This window comes from Stenotrophomonas maltophilia (assembly GCF_013464485.1).
GTDB classification, from domain to species: Bacteria; Pseudomonadota; Gammaproteobacteria; order Xanthomonadales; family Xanthomonadaceae; genus Stenotrophomonas; species Stenotrophomonas maltophilia_AW.
Genome location: NZ_RAUX01000036.1, coordinates 1 through 15741 on the forward strand (window position 1 = coordinate 1; position 15741 = coordinate 15741).

Here is a 15741-nt window from a genome sequence, read left to right on the forward strand (position 1 = left end):
CGGGGCGGGGCGGGGCGGGAGGCATGGAGGAGGACTCAGCGGGGCGTGGCCGGCGTGGCCGCAGCGGGGGAAGTGGGGTGGCGCTTGCGCCATTGCTTGAGCACGGCGGTGCGCAGCGACAGCAGCAGCAACCAGCCCAGGAAGCCGATCGCCAGCCAACCGCTCAGCGTGAACACATCATTGAAGCCACGCACGTTGGCTTCGCGGCGCGTGGTCTGCGCCAGCTGCGCGCTGCCCTGCGCGCTGCGCAGCACCGGGTCGGTGATCTGTGCGCTGTACAGCTGCTGCTGGAGGCGCAGGCGTTGTGCCACCACCGGGTCGGCCGGGTCGAGCTGGCTGGTCAATGCACTGGAGTACAGCTGCTCGCGGTGCAGCTGGAAGGTACCCAGCACCGCCGAACCGGCCAGGCCGCCCAGCGTCTGTGTGATCGACAGCGTCACCAGGAAGGTGATCATGTGGTCCACACCCTGCTTCAGCGCCGCGGAAATGCCGAGCATGATCAACGGGCCCATGAACATGCCGGCACCGACCGAGGCCAGGAACTGGCTGACATAGAAATCGTGCGGTCGATCCATGCTGGTGCGGTGCTGATCGAAGAAGGCGGCAGCGCCGAGCAGCAGGATCGCCATCAGCAGCTGCGCGATCAGCCGCTTCGGGCCGAAGGTCAGCGAGGCACCGGCGATGCCGGTGACCACGCCCGCGAGGATCACTACGAACAGCGGGCGCATCTGGTCCGGGCCCATGCCCAGCGTGCGCATCAGGTTGACCACGCCATAGGACTGTTCGGTGGTCAGGAAGCGGATCAGGAACGCGCCGACGATGAAGTGCAGCACCGGCAACTTCGACAGCCAGCGGATCTGCAGCAGCGGATTGCGCCGGTAGTGTTCGATGATGAAGGCAGTGGTGGAGAGCACGATCGAGGCGACCAGCGCCCAGCCCAGCCATGGCGTGTTGAGCCACCAGCGGGTGTAGCCCTGCGCCAGCACGATCACCAGCAGCGCGACAGCCGGCGCAAGCAGGGCGAAGGTGAGGAAGTCCAGTGGCTCGAAGGCTTTCACCTGGATGCCGGGCGGCAGCTTCAGCACCACCACTGCCGCGAACGCGCACAGGGCCAGCCCGGCTTCAAACGAGTAGAGCTGGTGCCACTGGCCGGTATCGACCAGGCCCGGCGAGACGATCCAGGCGATCGGCACCGCCAGCTGCGAGAGGCCCACGCCAACCACCAGCAGATTGCCGGTGAACCGTCGTGGCAGCGCCTGCAGCATGTACAGCGTGCCCAGTGTCGAACAGGCGGCGCCAGCGAAGCCGCTGGCGGCACGGGTCAGCATCGTGGTCTCGAAGCTGCCAACGAACAGGTGCAGCACCGCCAGTGCTGCGTACAGGCCCAGGCCGATCTCGGCGAACAGGCGGATGCCGTACTGCTGGCGGAACTTGAAGGCCAGCAGGTTGGCCGTGACGTTGACCATTGCATAGGCCGCCACCAGCCAGCTGCCCTGGGTCGGCGTCAGTGCCAGCTGGCCCTGCAGGAAGGGCAGGTTGGCGGTGACCAGTGCATTGCCAAGACCGCCGGTAATCGCCACCAGCAGCGACACCAGTGCATAGGCCACGCGTCGATACGGTGGGTGCCAGGGCATCGACGCCGAACCGGGCATGGTCGGCTTCTCGTGCTCCTCCCAATCCGGAACCGGCTTCAGATACGGCTGGACCATCAGCGGGCCTCGCTGGTTGCTCCCTGGAGACCCCCGCGCAGCAGCTGCAGGGCACGCCCGGCCAGGTGGGCGCGCTCGTCGCGGGTCTTGCCGCGCAGGGCTGCGCCCAGCATGCCCGAGATCAGTGAAATGTCCGTCTTCTCCAGGTCGGCACGGCACAGTCCGGCGGCCTTGGCACGGGCGATCGGTGCTTCCAGCAGATCGCGCACGGTCTCGCGCGCGGTGCGCATGGCTGGCACGTCCGAATCCACCGCGCGCCAGTAATCGGCCAATGCCGGCGAATCGATGATGCGCTGGGCCATGCCTTCGAACACCTCGAACAGGGCATCGTCGCGGTCGCCGAGCTGCTCGACCTGGCGCCGGATACGGTCGACCGTACGTTGCAGCAGTGCCTGGATCAGCGCGGTGCGGTCGGGGAAGTTGCGGTACAGGGTGGCGCGGCCCACCTGGGCGCGTTCGACCACCAGGTCCAGCGGGGCGGTGACACCGTGTTGGCCGAACACATGATCGGCGGCGTCGAGGATGAGGGCACGGCGGGCAGCAGCATCGGCACGTTGGGCAGTCATGGAATTATTTTCGGACAAAAGTGTCCGATTGGCGAGACTTTGAGTGACGGGATTGTCCGCTTGTTGTGGTACGCACATCTTTGTGACGAATGCGTGATGGATGCTGCACAAAGAGATGGGGGCCAGAAGGCCCCCATCGGATCTGCTTGCATTGGATCCACGCCATGCGTGGGCTGAGGCTGGGGTCAGAACCCATTCCTCTGGAATGGGATCCGACTCCACTACGCGATCAGAAGAACGCGCGGATGCCGAATGCGACACCACGGCCCGGCAGCGGCGAGTAATCACGCAGCAACGAGGTATGCGGACGCACTTCGCGGTTGGTCAGGTTGCTGCCATCCAGGAACACCTCGTAGCTGTTGCTCGCGTTGCGATCCCAGCGGTAGGCCAGATGCGCGTCTACCAGGGTGTAGCCGTCGCTCGGCGCTTCGTTCTGGGCGACATCCTTCTGGCGGCTGTAGCGGACCGCACCGACCGAGGCGCGCCAGCCGTCCTTCGACCAGCGCAGGTCGGCGCCGACGCGGGCCGGGGCGATGCGCGGCAGGTAGCCGGTGTTGGCCAGCTCCACGCTGTAGTTGTGGTTGTGGTCGCCATGCGGCACGGCGATGTCGAGGTTGCGGCTGCCGTTGCCATCCAGCTTGGCCTTCACGTAGTCGCCGAACACGCGCAGGTCCCAATCACCGGCGCCGCCTTCGAACAGGTGCACCAGCGCTTCGGCTTCGGCACCGCGGAACACCGCATCCTGCTGCGTCCAGGCACGAACCGGCAGGCCCTCGGTGACGCCGGTGTCGGCCAGGTAGATGAAGTCCTTGAACCTGGTCTGGTAGACCGACGCGGAGAAGTCCAGGCGTTCGCTGTGGGTGTGGATACCCAGTTCCACGCGCTGGCCGCGTTCGGTCTTCAGGTTGGCGTCGCCGATTTCCAGCGAGCGGGTGGCGATGTGCGCGCCGGCGGCATACAGCTCTTCGTTGGTCGGTGCACGCTCGGAGCTGTCCACGCCGATGCGCAGGTCGACGGTGTCGTTGAGCTTCCAGATGCCGGCCGCAGACAGGTTGGTGGCGCCGAAGGTGCGGCGGCGATAGTCACCGGTCGGGTCCAGCTTGACCTGGTCGTGGCGGCCGCCCAGTTCCAGCTTGAACGGGCCGAACTGCTTTTCCTGCAGTACGAACAGGCCGATGTTCTTCGTGCTGGTATCCGGTACGAATGCTTCTTCGCCCTTGGCGCCGAAATCACTGTTGCCGAACTGCAGGCCGAAGGCGCCATCCCAGCCGCCGATCTGCTGCTGCACTGCTTCCAGGCGTGCCTCGATGCCACGGTTGGTGAAACGGGTGGACGGCGTGCCGGCCTCAAGCTCCACGTGCTCGTAGTCGGTGTAGGCCACGCGTGCGTTGATGTTCTTCAGGAACGAGACCGGGTTGTAGATGCCGGCCTTGGTTTCGAAGCGGTTCTGCACCATGTCGATGCGCACGTCATGCTCGTCACCGCCTTCTTCTTCGTCGCCATGGTCGTGACCGTGGTCATGGCCATGATCATCACCATCGGCGTGCACGTGCGCGCCATTGGGAATGCCATAGTTGGTGCGGTAGGTGCTGGCCGACACGCCGAAGTAGCCGCCTTCGCCCAGCCAGGTGGCGCCGACGCCACCGGCGCGGGTACGGATCGAACTGTTGTCCAGCCGGCCGCGGCGCGGCTCTTCGCCCTCGGCCGCGTCGTGATCGTGGTCGTGATCGTGGTCATGGTGATCTTCCAGGCCGTCGATCACCGCGTAGCCGGGGATGCGGTAGTCGTCGCCATTGCGCACCAGGCCGTCCACGTGCAGCACGACATTGCCGCTGACGCCATCGAGGCGGAACATGCCGCTGCGCTCGTTGTTCACCGAATTGCCGCGCAGTTCGGCGCGGCCGCTGAGCGGGCGCTCCGGCAGATCGCGCGCGATGCGGCCATCGACCACGTTGACCGCACCACCGATTGCACCGCTGCCGAACAGCAGCGTGGCCGGACCTTTCAGTACTTCGATCTGGTCGGCCAGGAACGGCTCGATGCTGGTGGCATGGTCAGCGCTGACGGTAGAGGCGTCCATGTTGCCCATGCCGTTGGACAGCACGGCTACGCGTGGGCCTTCCTGGCCACGGATGATCGGGCGGCCTACGCCGGGGCCGAAGAAGGTGCTCTGCACGCCCGGCAGCTTGGCCACGGTATCGCCGAGGGTGCCTGCCTTCTGCTCATCCAGACGCTCACCTGCCAGGACCTCCACCGGGCGCGCCAGCGATTCGGCGTCACCCTGCAGCGGCGAAGCGGTGACCTGCACCGACGACAGTTCAGTCAGGTGGCGGTCACGATGGGAACCGTCTTCGCTGGCGGCGAAGGCAACGGTCGGAAGCAGGGCGGTGAGGGCCAGGGCGAGGGAATGCGGCTTCAACCGCAGGGTACGGGCGGGCATGGGTAAGTCCTTTGTTACACTGTATCAATCGCTGGGCGCACGCATCCCGTCGGCGGGACAGGGGGAGGGAAACCGTGCGGGTCGGGAAGGGATGTTATATTATTCCATAACGATTCGCCGACCCTGCTGGAAGTCATGTCCTTGTCCTCACGCCTGCGCCACCTGCTCGACCGCTTCGGCGCCACTGGTTCGATGCTGTGCGCGGTGCATTGCGCGGTGATTCCTGTGCTGCTGGCCGCAGCGCCTTCGCTGGGCCTGTCGTTCTGGCTGAGCGACGGCGTGGAGCAGGCGCTGGTGGTGTTCGTGACCCTGCTGGGGCTGTTCAGCCTGGTCTGGGGCTACCGTCGCCACGGCGCCCTGCGTGCACTCGGTTTCCTCATCCCGGGCCTGGTCGCGCTGTGGGCCGGGGTGCTGTACGACCCGCTGCACCACAACGCGGTGCCGCACGCGGTGGTTATGACCATCGGCGGCCTGCTGGTGGGGGTCGCCCATCTGGTCAACCTGCGCCTGAACCACGGCCACGTGCACGACGCCAGCTGCGCGCACTAGGCGCTCCGTGATAGGATTTTCGATCGTGCGCGGGGGCGCCCAGCAAGGCGGCCCCGCCGAACCCGTGTCAGTACGGGGTAACCAGATTTCACACTTGAGGAGTTGAAGACATGGGTAAGGGTGACCGCAAGACCGCCAAGGGCAAGCGCTACAACGCCAGCTACGGCAACGCCCGTTCGCACACTGCGAGCAAGGTCGCCGTAGGCGCCGCCGCCCCGGTTGCCAAGAAGACCGTGGCCAAGGCTCCGGCGAAGAAGGCTGTGGCGAAGAAGGCCGTCGCCAAGGCCTGATCCGGCCCAGACCGGTTCAACGAAAAACGCGGCGCTTGGCGCCGCGTTTTTTTATGCACGCTTCTGTAGAGCCGAGCCCATGCTCGGCTGGCGCAATGCAGCCGAGCGTGGGCTCGGCTCTACAATCGAATCAGCGCAGGGTCTCCTTCAGCGTTTCCGGATTGCCGTCGTTCGGCGCGGCCGGCACCTGCAGCAGCTGCGCCAGCAGCGGGTAGACGTCGACGTTGTCGAAGCCATCGATCACCAGACCCTGGCGGAACGACGGGCCGCTGGCCACGAACACCGCACGCATCGACGGCAGTGCATTGTCGTAGCCGTGCGAGCCGCGATCCTGCTTGTCGCGCGTGGCGATCTTCTCGCGGTGCAGTGCATCCCAGCCTTCATCCATGGCGCAGATGATCGGCGGAACGCGCGGATGCGTGCCGTAGTGCCAGCGCGGCGGCAGGTTTTCCTTCTTCCAGCACTCGTAGTGTGCGTGGCGCCCAAGCAGGGCGCGCTCGGCCTCCACTTCACGGCCGGGCAGAGGGGCGAACCCGACCGACTGGCCCTGGCTGACATTGCGCGCGATGGCGGGGTCCACCATCGATTCGGTCGCGATCACGTGGCCGTCGGCCACGCTGGCCATGCCGTGGTCGGACACCACGATCACGTTCGTGGTTGATGCCAGCCCACGCTGCTGCAGTCCGTCGAGTACCTGCCCGATGATCTGGTCGGCACGCACGATGGCGTCGGCGTACTGCTTCGAATCCGGACCGTAGTGATGGCCGGCCTTGTCCACGTGTTCCATGTACAGCGTGGTCAGTCGCGGCGCATCGGCGTCGGTCTGTGCCAGCCAGTCGAGGACGATGCCGGCGCGCTGTTCCAGCGGCTCCTTGCCATCGTATACACGCCACTGGCTGGGGCGCACGCCGCGGATCTCCGACTCGCTGCCCGGCCATGACGTGGTGGCCGAACGTACGCCGGCATTCTCAGCGCCGACCCAGATCGGTTCACCGCCCCACCAGGCACTGGTAGTGACCGCATCGCGGTTGCTCAGTTCAAAACGGCCCAGCGTGGCGTCGTCCATGCTGTTGTTGACGATGCCGTGGTGGTCCGGACGTAGGCCGGTGACGATCGTGTAGTGGTTGGGGAAGGTCAGCGAGGGGTACGAAGGCGTCATCCAGCGCGCGCGGACGCCGCCGTCGATCAGTCGTTGCAGGTTCGGGGTCAGCCCGCGGTCCAGCGCATCGGCGCGCAGGCCGTCGATGGAGATCAACAGCAGCTTCGGCGGCGCAGCTGTTGCAACAGCTGCGGGAACAGAGGCGGAAGGGGCGGGCGCGGTGGTGCAGGCGGCCAGTGGCAGCAGCAGCGCCAGCGCGCAGGTCAGGCGTACGGAAGTCATCGCAACATCATAAGCGGCGGCAATGACGTGCCCAAGACACGCTGCACCGAAGGGCGCAGCGTGCCCGCGCATTTTCCCTTATCCCCGCGCCTGTCGGCGTGCCCCCTTCAACAACAAGGGGACTCTTCTCCAGTCAGATTACAGACGTTTCCATCCACGCATGGCGTCGATCTACCGTGTCGACCAAGGTCGACACCTACCAACAGCCGCGGGAATCTGTCGAAGGTGGGGCGGTGTGGGTGGGCAGGACCGTTGGCGCCATGGATGGCGCCATTGAGCCCCCATGCATGGGTTTACGGCGTGTCCTGCCCACCCACACCGCCCCGCCCGATTCGTAGAAAATCAGAGCCGCATTGGCTCTTGATCTTGACGTTGCCTCTGCGGGTGCCGGGCGCCGCCCGGCCAGCAACTCTCAGGCAAACAGCGGTGCCTGGCGTTGTTCCAGCCGGAGCAGCGCGGCCTTGGTTTCCAGACCACCACCGAAGCCTGTCAACGCGCCGTTGCTGCCGATCACGCGATGGCAGGGCAGGATGATCGGCAGCGGGTTGCGGCCGTTGGCAGCGCCGACTGCTCGGGTCGCACTGGGCTGGCCGAGGTGCTGCGCCAGCTGCAGGTAGCTCCAGGTCTGGCCGAACGGGATCAACGCCAGCGCCTGCCACACACGCAGCTGGAACGGCGTGCCACGTGGCGCGAGCACAAGGTCGAAGCTGTTGCGCTCGCCGTGCAGGAACTGCAGCAGCTGTTCGCGCGCCTCCGGCAGCGCCTCCGGCGCGTAGTGCCAGTCATCTCGTCCGCGTGCCGGATGGCGGTTTTCGGGGAACAGCACATGCGATAGGCCACGCTCGTCACCGGCGATGGTCAGCACGCCGATCGGGCTGTCGAAACGATCAAACAACAGGGTCATGTCGGTTCTCCAACGAAAGTGCCGGACAGGTGCCACAGGTGCAGCACGGCATAGGCGCGCCACGGGCGCCACGGTTGCGAGCGGGCTTCGGTGGCACGTTCGCTCAGGCGCTGGCCCTGCGCATGGCCAAGCACCTGCTGCAGTACCAGATCACCGGCGGGGAAGGCATCGGGCTGGCCAAGACCGCGCAGGGCGATGTACTGCGCGGTCCATGGGCCGATGCCCGGCAATGCCACGCAGCGGGCCACGAACTCCTCCAACGCCTGGCCGGGACCGAAGTCCAGCTCGCCGCCGGCGCAGGCGGCGGCCAGCGCACGCACTGTGGCGGCGCGGGTGCGCGGCAGGCCGATCGATTCCAGCGGCGCTTCGGCCAGTACCTCCGGCGCGGGGAACTGGCGATCGAATTCCGATGACATGCCCGGCAGGTGTGCGCCATAGGCATCCACCAGCCGCCGCGCGAAGGTGGTGGCCGCGGCCACGCTGACCTGTTGGCCGAGCACCGCGCGCACGCCCACTTCGAAGCCATCCCAGCCGCCCGGTACGCGCAGCCCGGGACGTTCGGCAATGCCGCGCGCCAGCAGCGGCTCTTCGCCGAGCGCGGCGTGTACCTGCTGCAGGTCGGCGTCCAGATCGAACACGCGACGTACGCGGCGCACGATGTCCGGGATCAGGCGCGGATCGACCGCGCCCAGCTGCAGGCGCAGTTCCGGGCGCTTGGGGTCGGCAGTGACGCGCAGCAGGGTGGGGCGCTCGGGTGTGCCGAGCACGCGCTGGTAGCTGTCTTCGCCGATCAGTTCGATGCCAGGCAGGCTGCGCTTGCGCAGGAAGGCCAGCATGCGCGGGAAATCCAGGGGCGGCCGGTAGCCCAGGCGCAGCACCAGGCAGCCGTCGTCGGTGGCCCGCGGCTGGTGCTGCCGACGCAGTGCGGTCGGCGCCATGCCGCAGCCCTGCAGGAAGGCCGTATTGAAGCGGCGCAGGCTGTTGTAGCCGGCGGCCAGAGCGACATCGGTGACCGGCAGCGTGGTTTCGGTCAGCAGCTGCTTGGCCAGCAGCAGGCGGTGGGTGGCGTGGATCTGGCCGGGTGTGGCGCCGAGATGTTCGACGAACAGGCGCTGCAGCTGGCGCGCGCTGAGTCCGATTTTCTGCGCCAGGTCCGCTACCGGCTGCTCCTGCAGGAAGCCGCCATGGATCAGGGCGAGGGCGCGCTGCACGGTCTGCCCGGCCAATGCCTGCTGGGCCTGCGGTGCCAACTCGGGACGGCACCGCAGGCAGGGGCGGTAGCCGGCCGCAGCGGCCGCGGCGGCGGTCGGGTAGTAGGTGATGTTGCGCGGCTTCGGCGGTGGTGCCGGGCACACCGGGCGGCAGTAGATGCCGGTGCTGCGCACGGCGGTGAAGAACACGCCGTCGAAGCGCGCGTCGCGGGCCAGGCGGGCGCGGTCGCAGGCGGCGGTGTCGAGGGCGAGGGCGGTGTCCATGGCGCCAGTCTAGGCGCGTGCGGGCGGCGATACTCGCCGGATTCGGACATGGATGCTGGAGGGGGTTCTGGCAGGGCTTGCAGCCCTGCACCCGCAACGTCAACGTCAACGTCTCAATCAAAAGCTGGCAGTCCGTGGGATGGCGGGGCGGTGTGGGCTGGCAGGACACGCCGTAAACCCGTCCATGGGGGCTCGATGGCGCCATCCATGGCGCCAACGGTCCTGTCAGCCCACACCGCCCCACCTCTGACAGTTTGTCGCTGCAGTTGGTGGGTGCCGACCGTTGGTCGGCACGCTTTTTTCCCAAGGGTCAGAAGGGGTTCAGTGCCACGCGCTGAATGCGCGCCCTGGACGGGTAGACTGTGGCTCTTGCTCCCATGAATCCCGGTTGCCCGATGTCCGCCAAATTCCGCTGGTTGCCCCTGTTGTGCCTGGCCCTGGCGGGCTGCAGTCAGCTGGAGAATCCGGGCAATGTGACCGCTGCCGACAAGGCGGCGCGGGCGCCGGCCAGCGATGGCGAGAACATGGTGTCGATCAATGCCGCCGACGCGCCACCGCCGCCGGCACCGCCGCGCAGCCAGGCGGATCGGCCGTGGCCGCAGGCGCAGCTGGAAAATGGGCGTGCGTGGGTCAGTTGCAGCACGGAATATGCGGGCGATGCCGGCGACGGGGTCGAGCTGGAAGGCCTGCAGCGCGAGCAGATCAGCCAGGCGTTGGCGCCCTGCGCCGAGCGCGGCCTGATGCGCGTGCGTTACTCGGGCAAGATCAATCCGGGCTTCGCCGAGATGATGTGGCGGTTGGCCGTGGTCGCCGACGAACAGAAGATCCACAAGCGCATCCTCGATCTGGATTCCAGTGGCGGGCAGGTGGAATCGGCGATCGTCGCCGGTGACAGCATCGGTGAATCCGGCTGGACCATCTGGGTACGCGAAGGCTCGATCTGCCACAGCGCCTGCGTGTTCGTGCTGGCGGCAGGTGACAACCGCCTGCTGTCGGGCAAGGTCGGCATCCATCGCATGATGCGCATCAGCTCCAAGGCCACCTCGCGCGCGGAACTCAACCGCGAGCTGCACGAGGTCTACGACAACGTGAAGGATTACCTGCAGCGCAACGGCGTGGCGGTGGGCGTAGCCGATCTGATGATGACCGTGCCCAACCGCAGCCTGCGCCTGCTGACCCCGGACGAGCTGCGCCAGTACGGCCTGGACGGCACCAACGCGGTGCAGGACGATCTGGAACGGATCAAGCAGATGCGGGCCTGCGGCGACGATTTCGTGCAGCGCAAGGACGCGTTCCTGATCGCCTTCGACCAGCAGTGCAAACGCGAAGGCGCCGACATGGAATCGATCAACAGCTGCGGCCAGGCACTGAAGCAGCGGTTCGGTTTCCCGGATGCGGTGTGCCCGGAAGAAAGCCCGCTGTCGGAAATCGACGTGGCGACGCTGCCGCCGGCACCGTCGGAGCCGCCGCCGGTGGCCGAACAGGCGCCGGCAGCCACCGGCACGCCTGCCGCTCAGGCCGATGCCGCCGTGGTGGAAGGCAGCGCCAACGCGCGCTGACGGATAGATCACCGCGCTGGCGTAGACTGCGGTTCTTTCCCGATAACCGGCGGTGTCCATGAAGCGCGTGCTCCTGCTGCTGTCCCTGCTGCCCCTGACCGCATTGGCGCAGGCACCTGCGCCGGCCACGCCCGCCCCGGCACCCGCGCGCCCGGCACCGGCCGCGCCGGCGGCTGCAGAACCGGCTACCGCCGGCGCTCCGGCGTTGACCGCCGCGCAGCAGGCGCAGGTGCAGAAGCAGGATGCGGAAATGGGCGCGGCCGCAGTGAAGGCGGCGCAGCTGGTCGATGCCAACCGCGCAGGCGAGTTGTGGGATGGCGCTTCGGCCGTCGCGCGCCGTGCAGTACCGAAGGCCGCCTTCGTCAGCCAGTTGACTGCCGAGCGCACGCGCCTGGGTGCGATGGCCGGGCGTGGCCAGCCGGCCATCACCCGGGTCAAGTACAGCGCCGGTGCCGCGGTGCCGGAGGGGCTGTACATCAACGTCAGCTTCCCCACTCGTTTCGCCAACAGCGCGCAGCCGGTGCGCGAGCTGGTCTCGTTCCGGTTCGATGAGGATCAGGTGTGGCGACTGGCCGGTTACAGCCTGCGCGCCTCGGGTCCCTGAGGCGAATGATGATGGCAACTGAACTGACGATGCTGGCCTGGTCGGTGCTGCTGGGCTTCATCTACATCTTCGCCACCTCCACCATGGTCACCCGCGAACGCGGGATGAAGTGGAATGCCTCGGCACGCGATGGCGACGCGAAGCCGGTCAGCCCGCTGGCCGGTCGCCTGCAGCGGGCCCAGGCCAACTTCCTGGAGACCTTCCCGTTCTTTGCAGCCGCCGCAATTGCGGTGGTGGTGGCCGGGCGTGCCAACGACACCACCGCGCTGGCTGCACAGGCTTACTTCTGGGCGCGCGTGACCTATTTGCCGCTGTATGCCGCAGGTGTGCCCTATGTGCGCAGCCTGGTGTGGGCGGTGTCGCTGCTGTCGATCCTGGCGCTGGTGTTCGCGCTGCTGTGAACCGGGCCTGATCCAGATCAAGGCCAGTCATGCGCGCGGCGCTATGCTGGCGCGGACTGAATCAACGGCAGGAGGCGCGCATGCGCAGGATGGACGTGGTGGTGGTCGGCGCCGGACCGGCGGGGCTGTGTTTCGCGCGTGCGCTGGCCGGTAGCGGCCTGCAGGTCGGGCTGGTCGAAGTTCAACCGCGCCAGGCCCTTGCCGAGGCCGCCTTCGATGGCCGTGAGATCGCGCTGACCCATGCCTCGCGGCAGAGCATGGAGCAGCTGGGGCTGTGGCAGCGCCTGCCGCAGGCCGAAGTCGCTGAACTGCGCGATGCCAAGGTGATGAACGGCGGCTCGCCGTTCGCGCTGACCTTCGCCAGCAGCCAGGTGGACGGTCAGCCGCTGGGTTGGCTGGTGCCCAACCATCTGATCCGCCGCGCTGCATGGGATGCCGTGCAGGGGCAGGACGGCCTGGAGCTGTTCGACGGGCGCAAGGTGCTGGGCGTGCAGGCCGATGCGCAGGGCCACGTGGTCAAACTCGATGACGGCAGCCAACTTCATGCGCGCCTGCTGGTCGCCGCTGACAGCCGCTTCTCCGCAACCCGCCGCATGCTCGGCATCGGCGCGCAGATGCGCGACTTCGGCAAGTCGATGCTGGTGTGCCGCATGCAGGTTGAGCGTGATCATCACCACACTGCCTGGGAGTGGTTCGGCTACGGCCGCACGATGGCGCTGCTGCCGCTCAACGAGGGCCAAGCGTCTGCGGTGATCACCTTGCCGCCGCGCCAGATTGAAGAACTGCTGGCGATGGATGAGGTGGCCTTCGGTGAGGCCATCAGCGGTTGCTTCGAGCACCGCCTGGGCCGCATGCAGCCGGTGGCGACGCCGCAGGCGTATCCGCTGGTCGGCGTCTATGCGCACCGTTTTGTCGGCGAGCGTTCGGCGTTGATCGGCGATGCCGCGGTGGGCATGCATCCGGTCACCGCACATGGCTTCAATCTGGGCCTGGCCAGCGCGCAGCGGCTGGCGCAGGGCATCGTCGAACAGCAGCGTCGCGGTGCCGACATCGCTGCCGCCGGCATGCTGGCCAGCTACCAGCGGGGTCACCGGCTGGCGTCGCGGCCCCTGTACGAGGCCACCAACGCGATCGCCAGCCTGTACACCGACGATCGCCGTCCGGCGCGCCTGCTGCGTGCGGCCGGCCTGCGCCTGGCACAGGGCGTGGCACCGTTCAGGCAGTTGATCGCCTCGCACCTGACCCAACGCGTGGCCTGAACCGGTTCAGATCAACCGGCAGCCAGCACGCGGATCTGGCTGTCGGCGAACTCGACCACCTGGCCTGCGCGGATCTTGCAGGCCTTGCGCAGCTCGACTTCGCCATCGACCCGTACCTGGCCATCGCCGATGACCATCTTGGCCTCGCCGCCGCTGGTGACCAGGTCGGCCAGCTTGAGCAGCTGCTTGAGTTCGACGTAGTCGCCGTCGAGGTCGAATTCGAGAATCTGCATGGAACGGTTTCCTGAAGAGGGGCGTGGGCCAGCGGCCGGGCCGGGAAGAGGGCGCGTATTGTGCGCCAGCACGGGGCATGACGGCACGCGCACGGCAAGCTGTACGCCTTGTTCAGGATCAATGCGGTATGATTCCGCTCTGAGCGAGTGAAATCTCCTCCAACCGAGCAGCGCCAGGGCACGCGATAAGAAGGGCGCCCAAAGCGCGGACCATCACCTTTTTTATCGCACTGCCAGGAAGACGGCAGTGTCTTCGGAGTTCCCCATGTCCCAAGATTCCCAAGCGCCGCTGCAGTTTGCGCAGCTCGGCCTGTCCGAGTCCGTGATGCAGGCGGTCACCGCCATCGGCTACGAAACCCCGTCGCCGATCCAGGCCGCTACCATCCCGGCGATGCTGGAAGGCCGCGACGTGCTGGGTCAGGCCCAGACCGGCACCGGCAAGACCGCAGCGTTCGCACTGCCGGTACTGTCCAATATTGACCTGCAGCAGATCAAGCCGCAGGCCCTGATCCTGGCGCCGACGCGCGAACTGGCCATCCAGGTCGCCGAGGCGTTCCAGTCGTATTCGTCGAAGATCCCGGGCTTCCGCGTGCTGCCGGTGTACGGCGGCCAGCCGTACGGCCAGCAGCTGTCGGCCCTGCGTCGTGGCGTGCACATCGTGGTCGGTACCCCGGGCCGCGTGATCGACCACCTCGACCGCAGCACCCTGGACCTGTCCGAGCTCAAGACCCTGGTGCTGGACGAAGCCGATGAAATGCTGCGCATGGGCTTCATCGACGACGTCGAAGCCGTGCTGAAGAAGCTGCCGGAGCAGCGTCAGGTGGCCCTGTTCTCAGCCACCATGCCGCCGCAGATCCGCCGCATCGCGCAGACCTACCTGCAGGACCCGGTGGAAGTGACCATCGCGGCCAAGACCACCACTTCGGCCAACATCCGCCAGCGTTACTGGTGGGTGAGCGGCATGCACAAGCTGGACGCGTTGACCCGTATCCTGGAAGTCGAGCCGTTCGACGCGATGATCATCTTCGCGCGCACCAAGGCCGGCACCGAAGAACTGGCCAGCAAGCTGCAGGCCCGCGGGCTGGCCGCTGCCGCCATCAACGGTGACATGCAGCAGGCCCAGCGTGAGCGCACCATCGCCATGCTGAAGGAAGGCAAGCTGGACATCCTGGTCGCCACCGACGTGGCCGCGCGCGGCCTGGACGTGGAGCGCATCAGCCACGTGCTGAACTACGACATCCCGTACGACACCGAAAGCTACGTGCACCGCATCGGCCGTACCGGCCGTGCCGGCCGCAGCGGCGAGGCGATCCTGTTCGCCACCCCGCGCGAAAAGGGCATGCTGCGCCAGATCGAGCGCGCCACCCGCCAGCCGATCGAAGAGATGCAGCTGCCGAGCGTGGAAGCGGTCAACGACACCCGCATCAACAAGTTCACCTCGCGCATCACCGAAACCCTCGGTGCCGGCGGCCTGGACTTCTACCGCCAGCTGCTGGAGCGTTTCGAGAACGAGCAGAACGTGCCGGCCATCGAAGTGGCAGCCGCGCTGGCGAAGATGCTGCAGGGCGATACCCCGTTCCTGCTGCAGCCGCCGGTGCGTGCCCCGCGTGAAGAACGTGCGCCGCGCGAGCGCTTCGACCGTGGCGACCGCCCGGAACGCGGTGATCGCTTCGACCGCAATGAGCGTGGCCCGCGTTTCGAGCGCGGTCCGCGCCGTGACGACGCCGAAGGTGGTTTCGAGCAGCGTCCGCGCCGCGAGGTTCCGCCGCGTGGTGCGCCGGAGCAGGGCATGGAGACCTACCGCATCTCGGTCGGCCACCAGCATGGCGTGAAGCCGGCCAACATCGTCGGCGCCATCGCCAATGAAGCCGGCCTGGAAAGCCGCTTCATCGGCCGCATCGACATCCACGACGACTTCTCGCTGCTGGATCTGCCGGCGCAGATGCCCCCGGACGTGCTGACTCACCTGCAGAAGGTGTGGGTGTCCGGCCAGCAGCTGCAGATGCGTGCGCTGGCCCCGGGTGAAGACACCAACCCGGCTCCGCGTCCGTTCAAGCCGCGCTTCGACAAGCGCGGTCCGGGTGGCCCGGGTGGCCCGCGTCGTGGTGGTCCGGGTGGCCATGGTGGCGAGCGCGGCGGTGACCGTGACAGCCGCCCGCCGCGCCGTGACGGCTTCAAGCCGCGCGGTCCGCGCAGCTACTGAACCCCTCGCGGTCGAGTGAACAACGCCAGCCTCCGGGCTGGCGTTGTCCGTTGTGGGAAGGCAAAAAGGGGACGGAGGGGATTAAGTCGTTTTTGGCATAAGCCGCCAAGCTGGCCATTTACGACTTAATCCCCTCCGTCCCCTTTTTCGCATGGCCAACACATTCCC

14 protein-coding genes are annotated in these 15741 nt (G+C 67.2%); 7 read left to right on the forward strand and 7 right to left on the reverse strand.

The window, feature by feature from the left end; translation table 11 throughout:
* Nucleotides 1-35: 35 nt before the first annotated feature.
* The 3 genes from D7Y61_RS16225 to D7Y61_RS16235 all read right to left on the reverse strand — a co-directional run bounded on the left by D7Y61_RS16225 (nt 36) and on the right by D7Y61_RS16235 (nt 4715).
* On the reverse strand, nt 36-1709 hold the full coding sequence (locus tag D7Y61_RS16225; RefSeq protein WP_180867749.1) for an MFS transporter: 1674 nt from the start codon (nt 1707-1709) through the stop codon (nt 36-38).
* The gene (locus D7Y61_RS16230) at nt 1709-2275 is read right to left on the reverse strand and encodes a TetR/AcrR family transcriptional regulator (RefSeq protein ID WP_010483118.1); all 567 of its coding nucleotides are present in this window, start codon (nt 2273-2275) and stop codon (nt 1709-1711) included. The genes D7Y61_RS16225 and D7Y61_RS16230 overlap by 1 nt, the downstream gene beginning before the upstream one ends.
* 229 nt (nt 2276-2504) lie before the next feature.
* Complete coding sequence (locus tag D7Y61_RS16235; RefSeq protein ID WP_180867750.1) at nt 2505-4715, reverse strand: TonB-dependent receptor; 2211 nt, start codon at nt 4713-4715, stop codon at nt 2505-2507.
* A 135-nt stretch (nt 4716-4850) separates the two neighbouring features.
* Here D7Y61_RS16235 and D7Y61_RS16240 point away from each other — a divergent pair, with 135 nt between their 5' ends.
* On the forward strand, nt 4851-5264 hold the full coding sequence (locus D7Y61_RS16240; protein WP_008264835.1) for a MerC domain-containing protein: 414 nt from the start codon (nt 4851-4853) through the stop codon (nt 5262-5264).
* A gap of 110 nt (nt 5265-5374) precedes the next feature.
* The gene (locus D7Y61_RS16245) at nt 5375-5554 is read left to right on the forward strand and encodes a 30S ribosomal protein THX (protein ID WP_004150462.1); all 180 of its coding nucleotides are present in this window, start codon (nt 5375-5377) and stop codon (nt 5552-5554) included.
* 130 nt (nt 5555-5684) lie between these two features.
* Here D7Y61_RS16245 and D7Y61_RS16250 read toward each other — a convergent pair whose 3' ends face one another.
* The 3 genes from D7Y61_RS16250 to D7Y61_RS16260 all read right to left on the reverse strand — a co-directional run bounded on the left by D7Y61_RS16250 (nt 5685) and on the right by D7Y61_RS16260 (nt 9314).
* Nucleotides 5685-6935 carry an ectonucleotide pyrophosphatase/phosphodiesterase gene (locus D7Y61_RS16250; RefSeq protein ID WP_180867752.1) on the reverse strand — a complete coding sequence of 417 codons (1251 nt, stop codon included), beginning with the start codon at nt 6933-6935 and terminating at the stop codon, nt 5685-5687.
* Nucleotides 6936-7347: 412 nt separating this feature from the next.
* On the reverse strand, nt 7348-7839 hold the full coding sequence (locus D7Y61_RS16255) for a methylated-DNA--[protein]-cysteine S-methyltransferase (protein ID WP_180867754.1): 492 nt from the start codon (nt 7837-7839) through the stop codon (nt 7348-7350).
* On the reverse strand, nt 7836-9314 hold the full coding sequence (locus D7Y61_RS16260; protein WP_180867756.1) for a DNA-3-methyladenine glycosylase 2: 1479 nt from the start codon (nt 9312-9314) through the stop codon (nt 7836-7838). The genes D7Y61_RS16255 and D7Y61_RS16260 overlap by 4 nt, the downstream gene beginning before the upstream one ends.
* 395 nt (nt 9315-9709) lie before the next feature.
* Between D7Y61_RS16260 and D7Y61_RS16265 the strand changes: the two genes are divergently transcribed.
* The 4 genes from D7Y61_RS16265 to ubiM all read left to right on the forward strand — a co-directional run bounded on the left by D7Y61_RS16265 (nt 9710) and on the right by ubiM (nt 13137).
* Nucleotides 9710-10873 carry a hypothetical protein gene (locus tag D7Y61_RS16265; RefSeq protein WP_180867758.1) on the forward strand — a complete coding sequence of 388 codons (1164 nt, stop codon included), beginning with the start codon at nt 9710-9712 and terminating at the stop codon, nt 10871-10873.
* Nucleotides 10874-10931: 58 nt separating this feature from the next.
* Nucleotides 10932-11477, forward strand: a complete 546-nt coding sequence (locus D7Y61_RS16270) for a DUF4019 domain-containing protein (protein WP_180867760.1) — start codon at nt 10932-10934, stop codon at nt 11475-11477.
* Between the two features lie 11 nt (nt 11478-11488).
* The gene (locus D7Y61_RS16275; protein WP_180867762.1) at nt 11489-11878 is read left to right on the forward strand and encodes an MAPEG family protein; all 390 of its coding nucleotides are present in this window, start codon (nt 11489-11491) and stop codon (nt 11876-11878) included.
* A gap of 80 nt (nt 11879-11958) precedes the next feature.
* On the forward strand, nt 11959-13137 hold the full coding sequence (gene ubiM, locus D7Y61_RS16280) for a 5-demethoxyubiquinol-8 5-hydroxylase UbiM (RefSeq protein ID WP_180867765.1): 1179 nt from the start codon (nt 11959-11961) through the stop codon (nt 13135-13137).
* 11 nt (nt 13138-13148) lie between these two features.
* Here the strand turns inward: ubiM and D7Y61_RS16285 are convergent, their stop codons facing one another.
* Nucleotides 13149-13370 carry an RNA-binding S4 domain-containing protein gene (locus D7Y61_RS16285; RefSeq protein ID WP_010486399.1) on the reverse strand — a complete coding sequence of 74 codons (222 nt, stop codon included), beginning with the start codon at nt 13368-13370 and terminating at the stop codon, nt 13149-13151.
* Nucleotides 13371-13635: 265 nt separating this feature from the next.
* Between D7Y61_RS16285 and D7Y61_RS16290 the strand changes: the two genes are divergently transcribed.
* Nucleotides 13636-15573, forward strand: coding sequence for a DEAD/DEAH box helicase (locus D7Y61_RS16290; RefSeq protein WP_180867767.1), 1938 nt, complete (start codon nt 13636-13638; stop codon nt 15571-15573).
* The last annotated feature ends 168 nt before the right edge of the window (nt 15574-15741 follow it).

Bases quoted from the DNA above. Each gene is read 5' to 3' on its own strand.
- D7Y61_RS16225 (WP_180867749.1), bottom strand. From the start codon at position 1,709: ATGGTCCAGCCGTATCTGAAGCCGGTTCCGGATTGGGAGGAGCACGAG.
- D7Y61_RS16230 (WP_010483118.1), bottom strand. From the start codon at position 2,275: ATGACTGCCCAACGTGCCGATGCTGCTGCCCGCCGTGCCCTCATCCTC.
- D7Y61_RS16235 (WP_180867750.1), bottom strand. From the start codon at position 4,715: ATGCCCGCCCGTACCCTGCGGTTGAAGCCGCATTCCCTCGCCCTGGCC.
- D7Y61_RS16240 (WP_008264835.1), top strand. From the start codon at position 4,851: ATGTCCTTGTCCTCACGCCTGCGCCACCTGCTCGACCGCTTCGGCGCC.
- D7Y61_RS16245 (WP_004150462.1), top strand. From the start codon at position 5,375: ATGGGTAAGGGTGACCGCAAGACCGCCAAGGGCAAGCGCTACAACGCC.
- D7Y61_RS16250 (WP_180867752.1), bottom strand. From the start codon at position 6,935: ATGACTTCCGTACGCCTGACCTGCGCGCTGGCGCTGCTGCTGCCACTG.
- D7Y61_RS16255 (WP_180867754.1), bottom strand. From the start codon at position 7,839: ATGACCCTGTTGTTTGATCGTTTCGACAGCCCGATCGGCGTGCTGACC.
- D7Y61_RS16260 (WP_180867756.1), bottom strand. From the start codon at position 9,314: ATGGACACCGCCCTCGCCCTCGACACCGCCGCCTGCGACCGCGCCCGC.
- D7Y61_RS16265 (WP_180867758.1), top strand. From the start codon at position 9,710: ATGTCCGCCAAATTCCGCTGGTTGCCCCTGTTGTGCCTGGCCCTGGCG.
- D7Y61_RS16270 (WP_180867760.1), top strand. From the start codon at position 10,932: ATGAAGCGCGTGCTCCTGCTGCTGTCCCTGCTGCCCCTGACCGCATTG.
- D7Y61_RS16275 (WP_180867762.1), top strand. From the start codon at position 11,489: ATGGCAACTGAACTGACGATGCTGGCCTGGTCGGTGCTGCTGGGCTTC.
- ubiM (WP_180867765.1), top strand. From the start codon at position 11,959: ATGCGCAGGATGGACGTGGTGGTGGTCGGCGCCGGACCGGCGGGGCTG.
- D7Y61_RS16285 (WP_010486399.1), bottom strand. From the start codon at position 13,370: ATGCAGATTCTCGAATTCGACCTCGACGGCGACTACGTCGAACTCAAG.
- D7Y61_RS16290 (WP_180867767.1), top strand. From the start codon at position 13,636: ATGTCCCAAGATTCCCAAGCGCCGCTGCAGTTTGCGCAGCTCGGCCTG.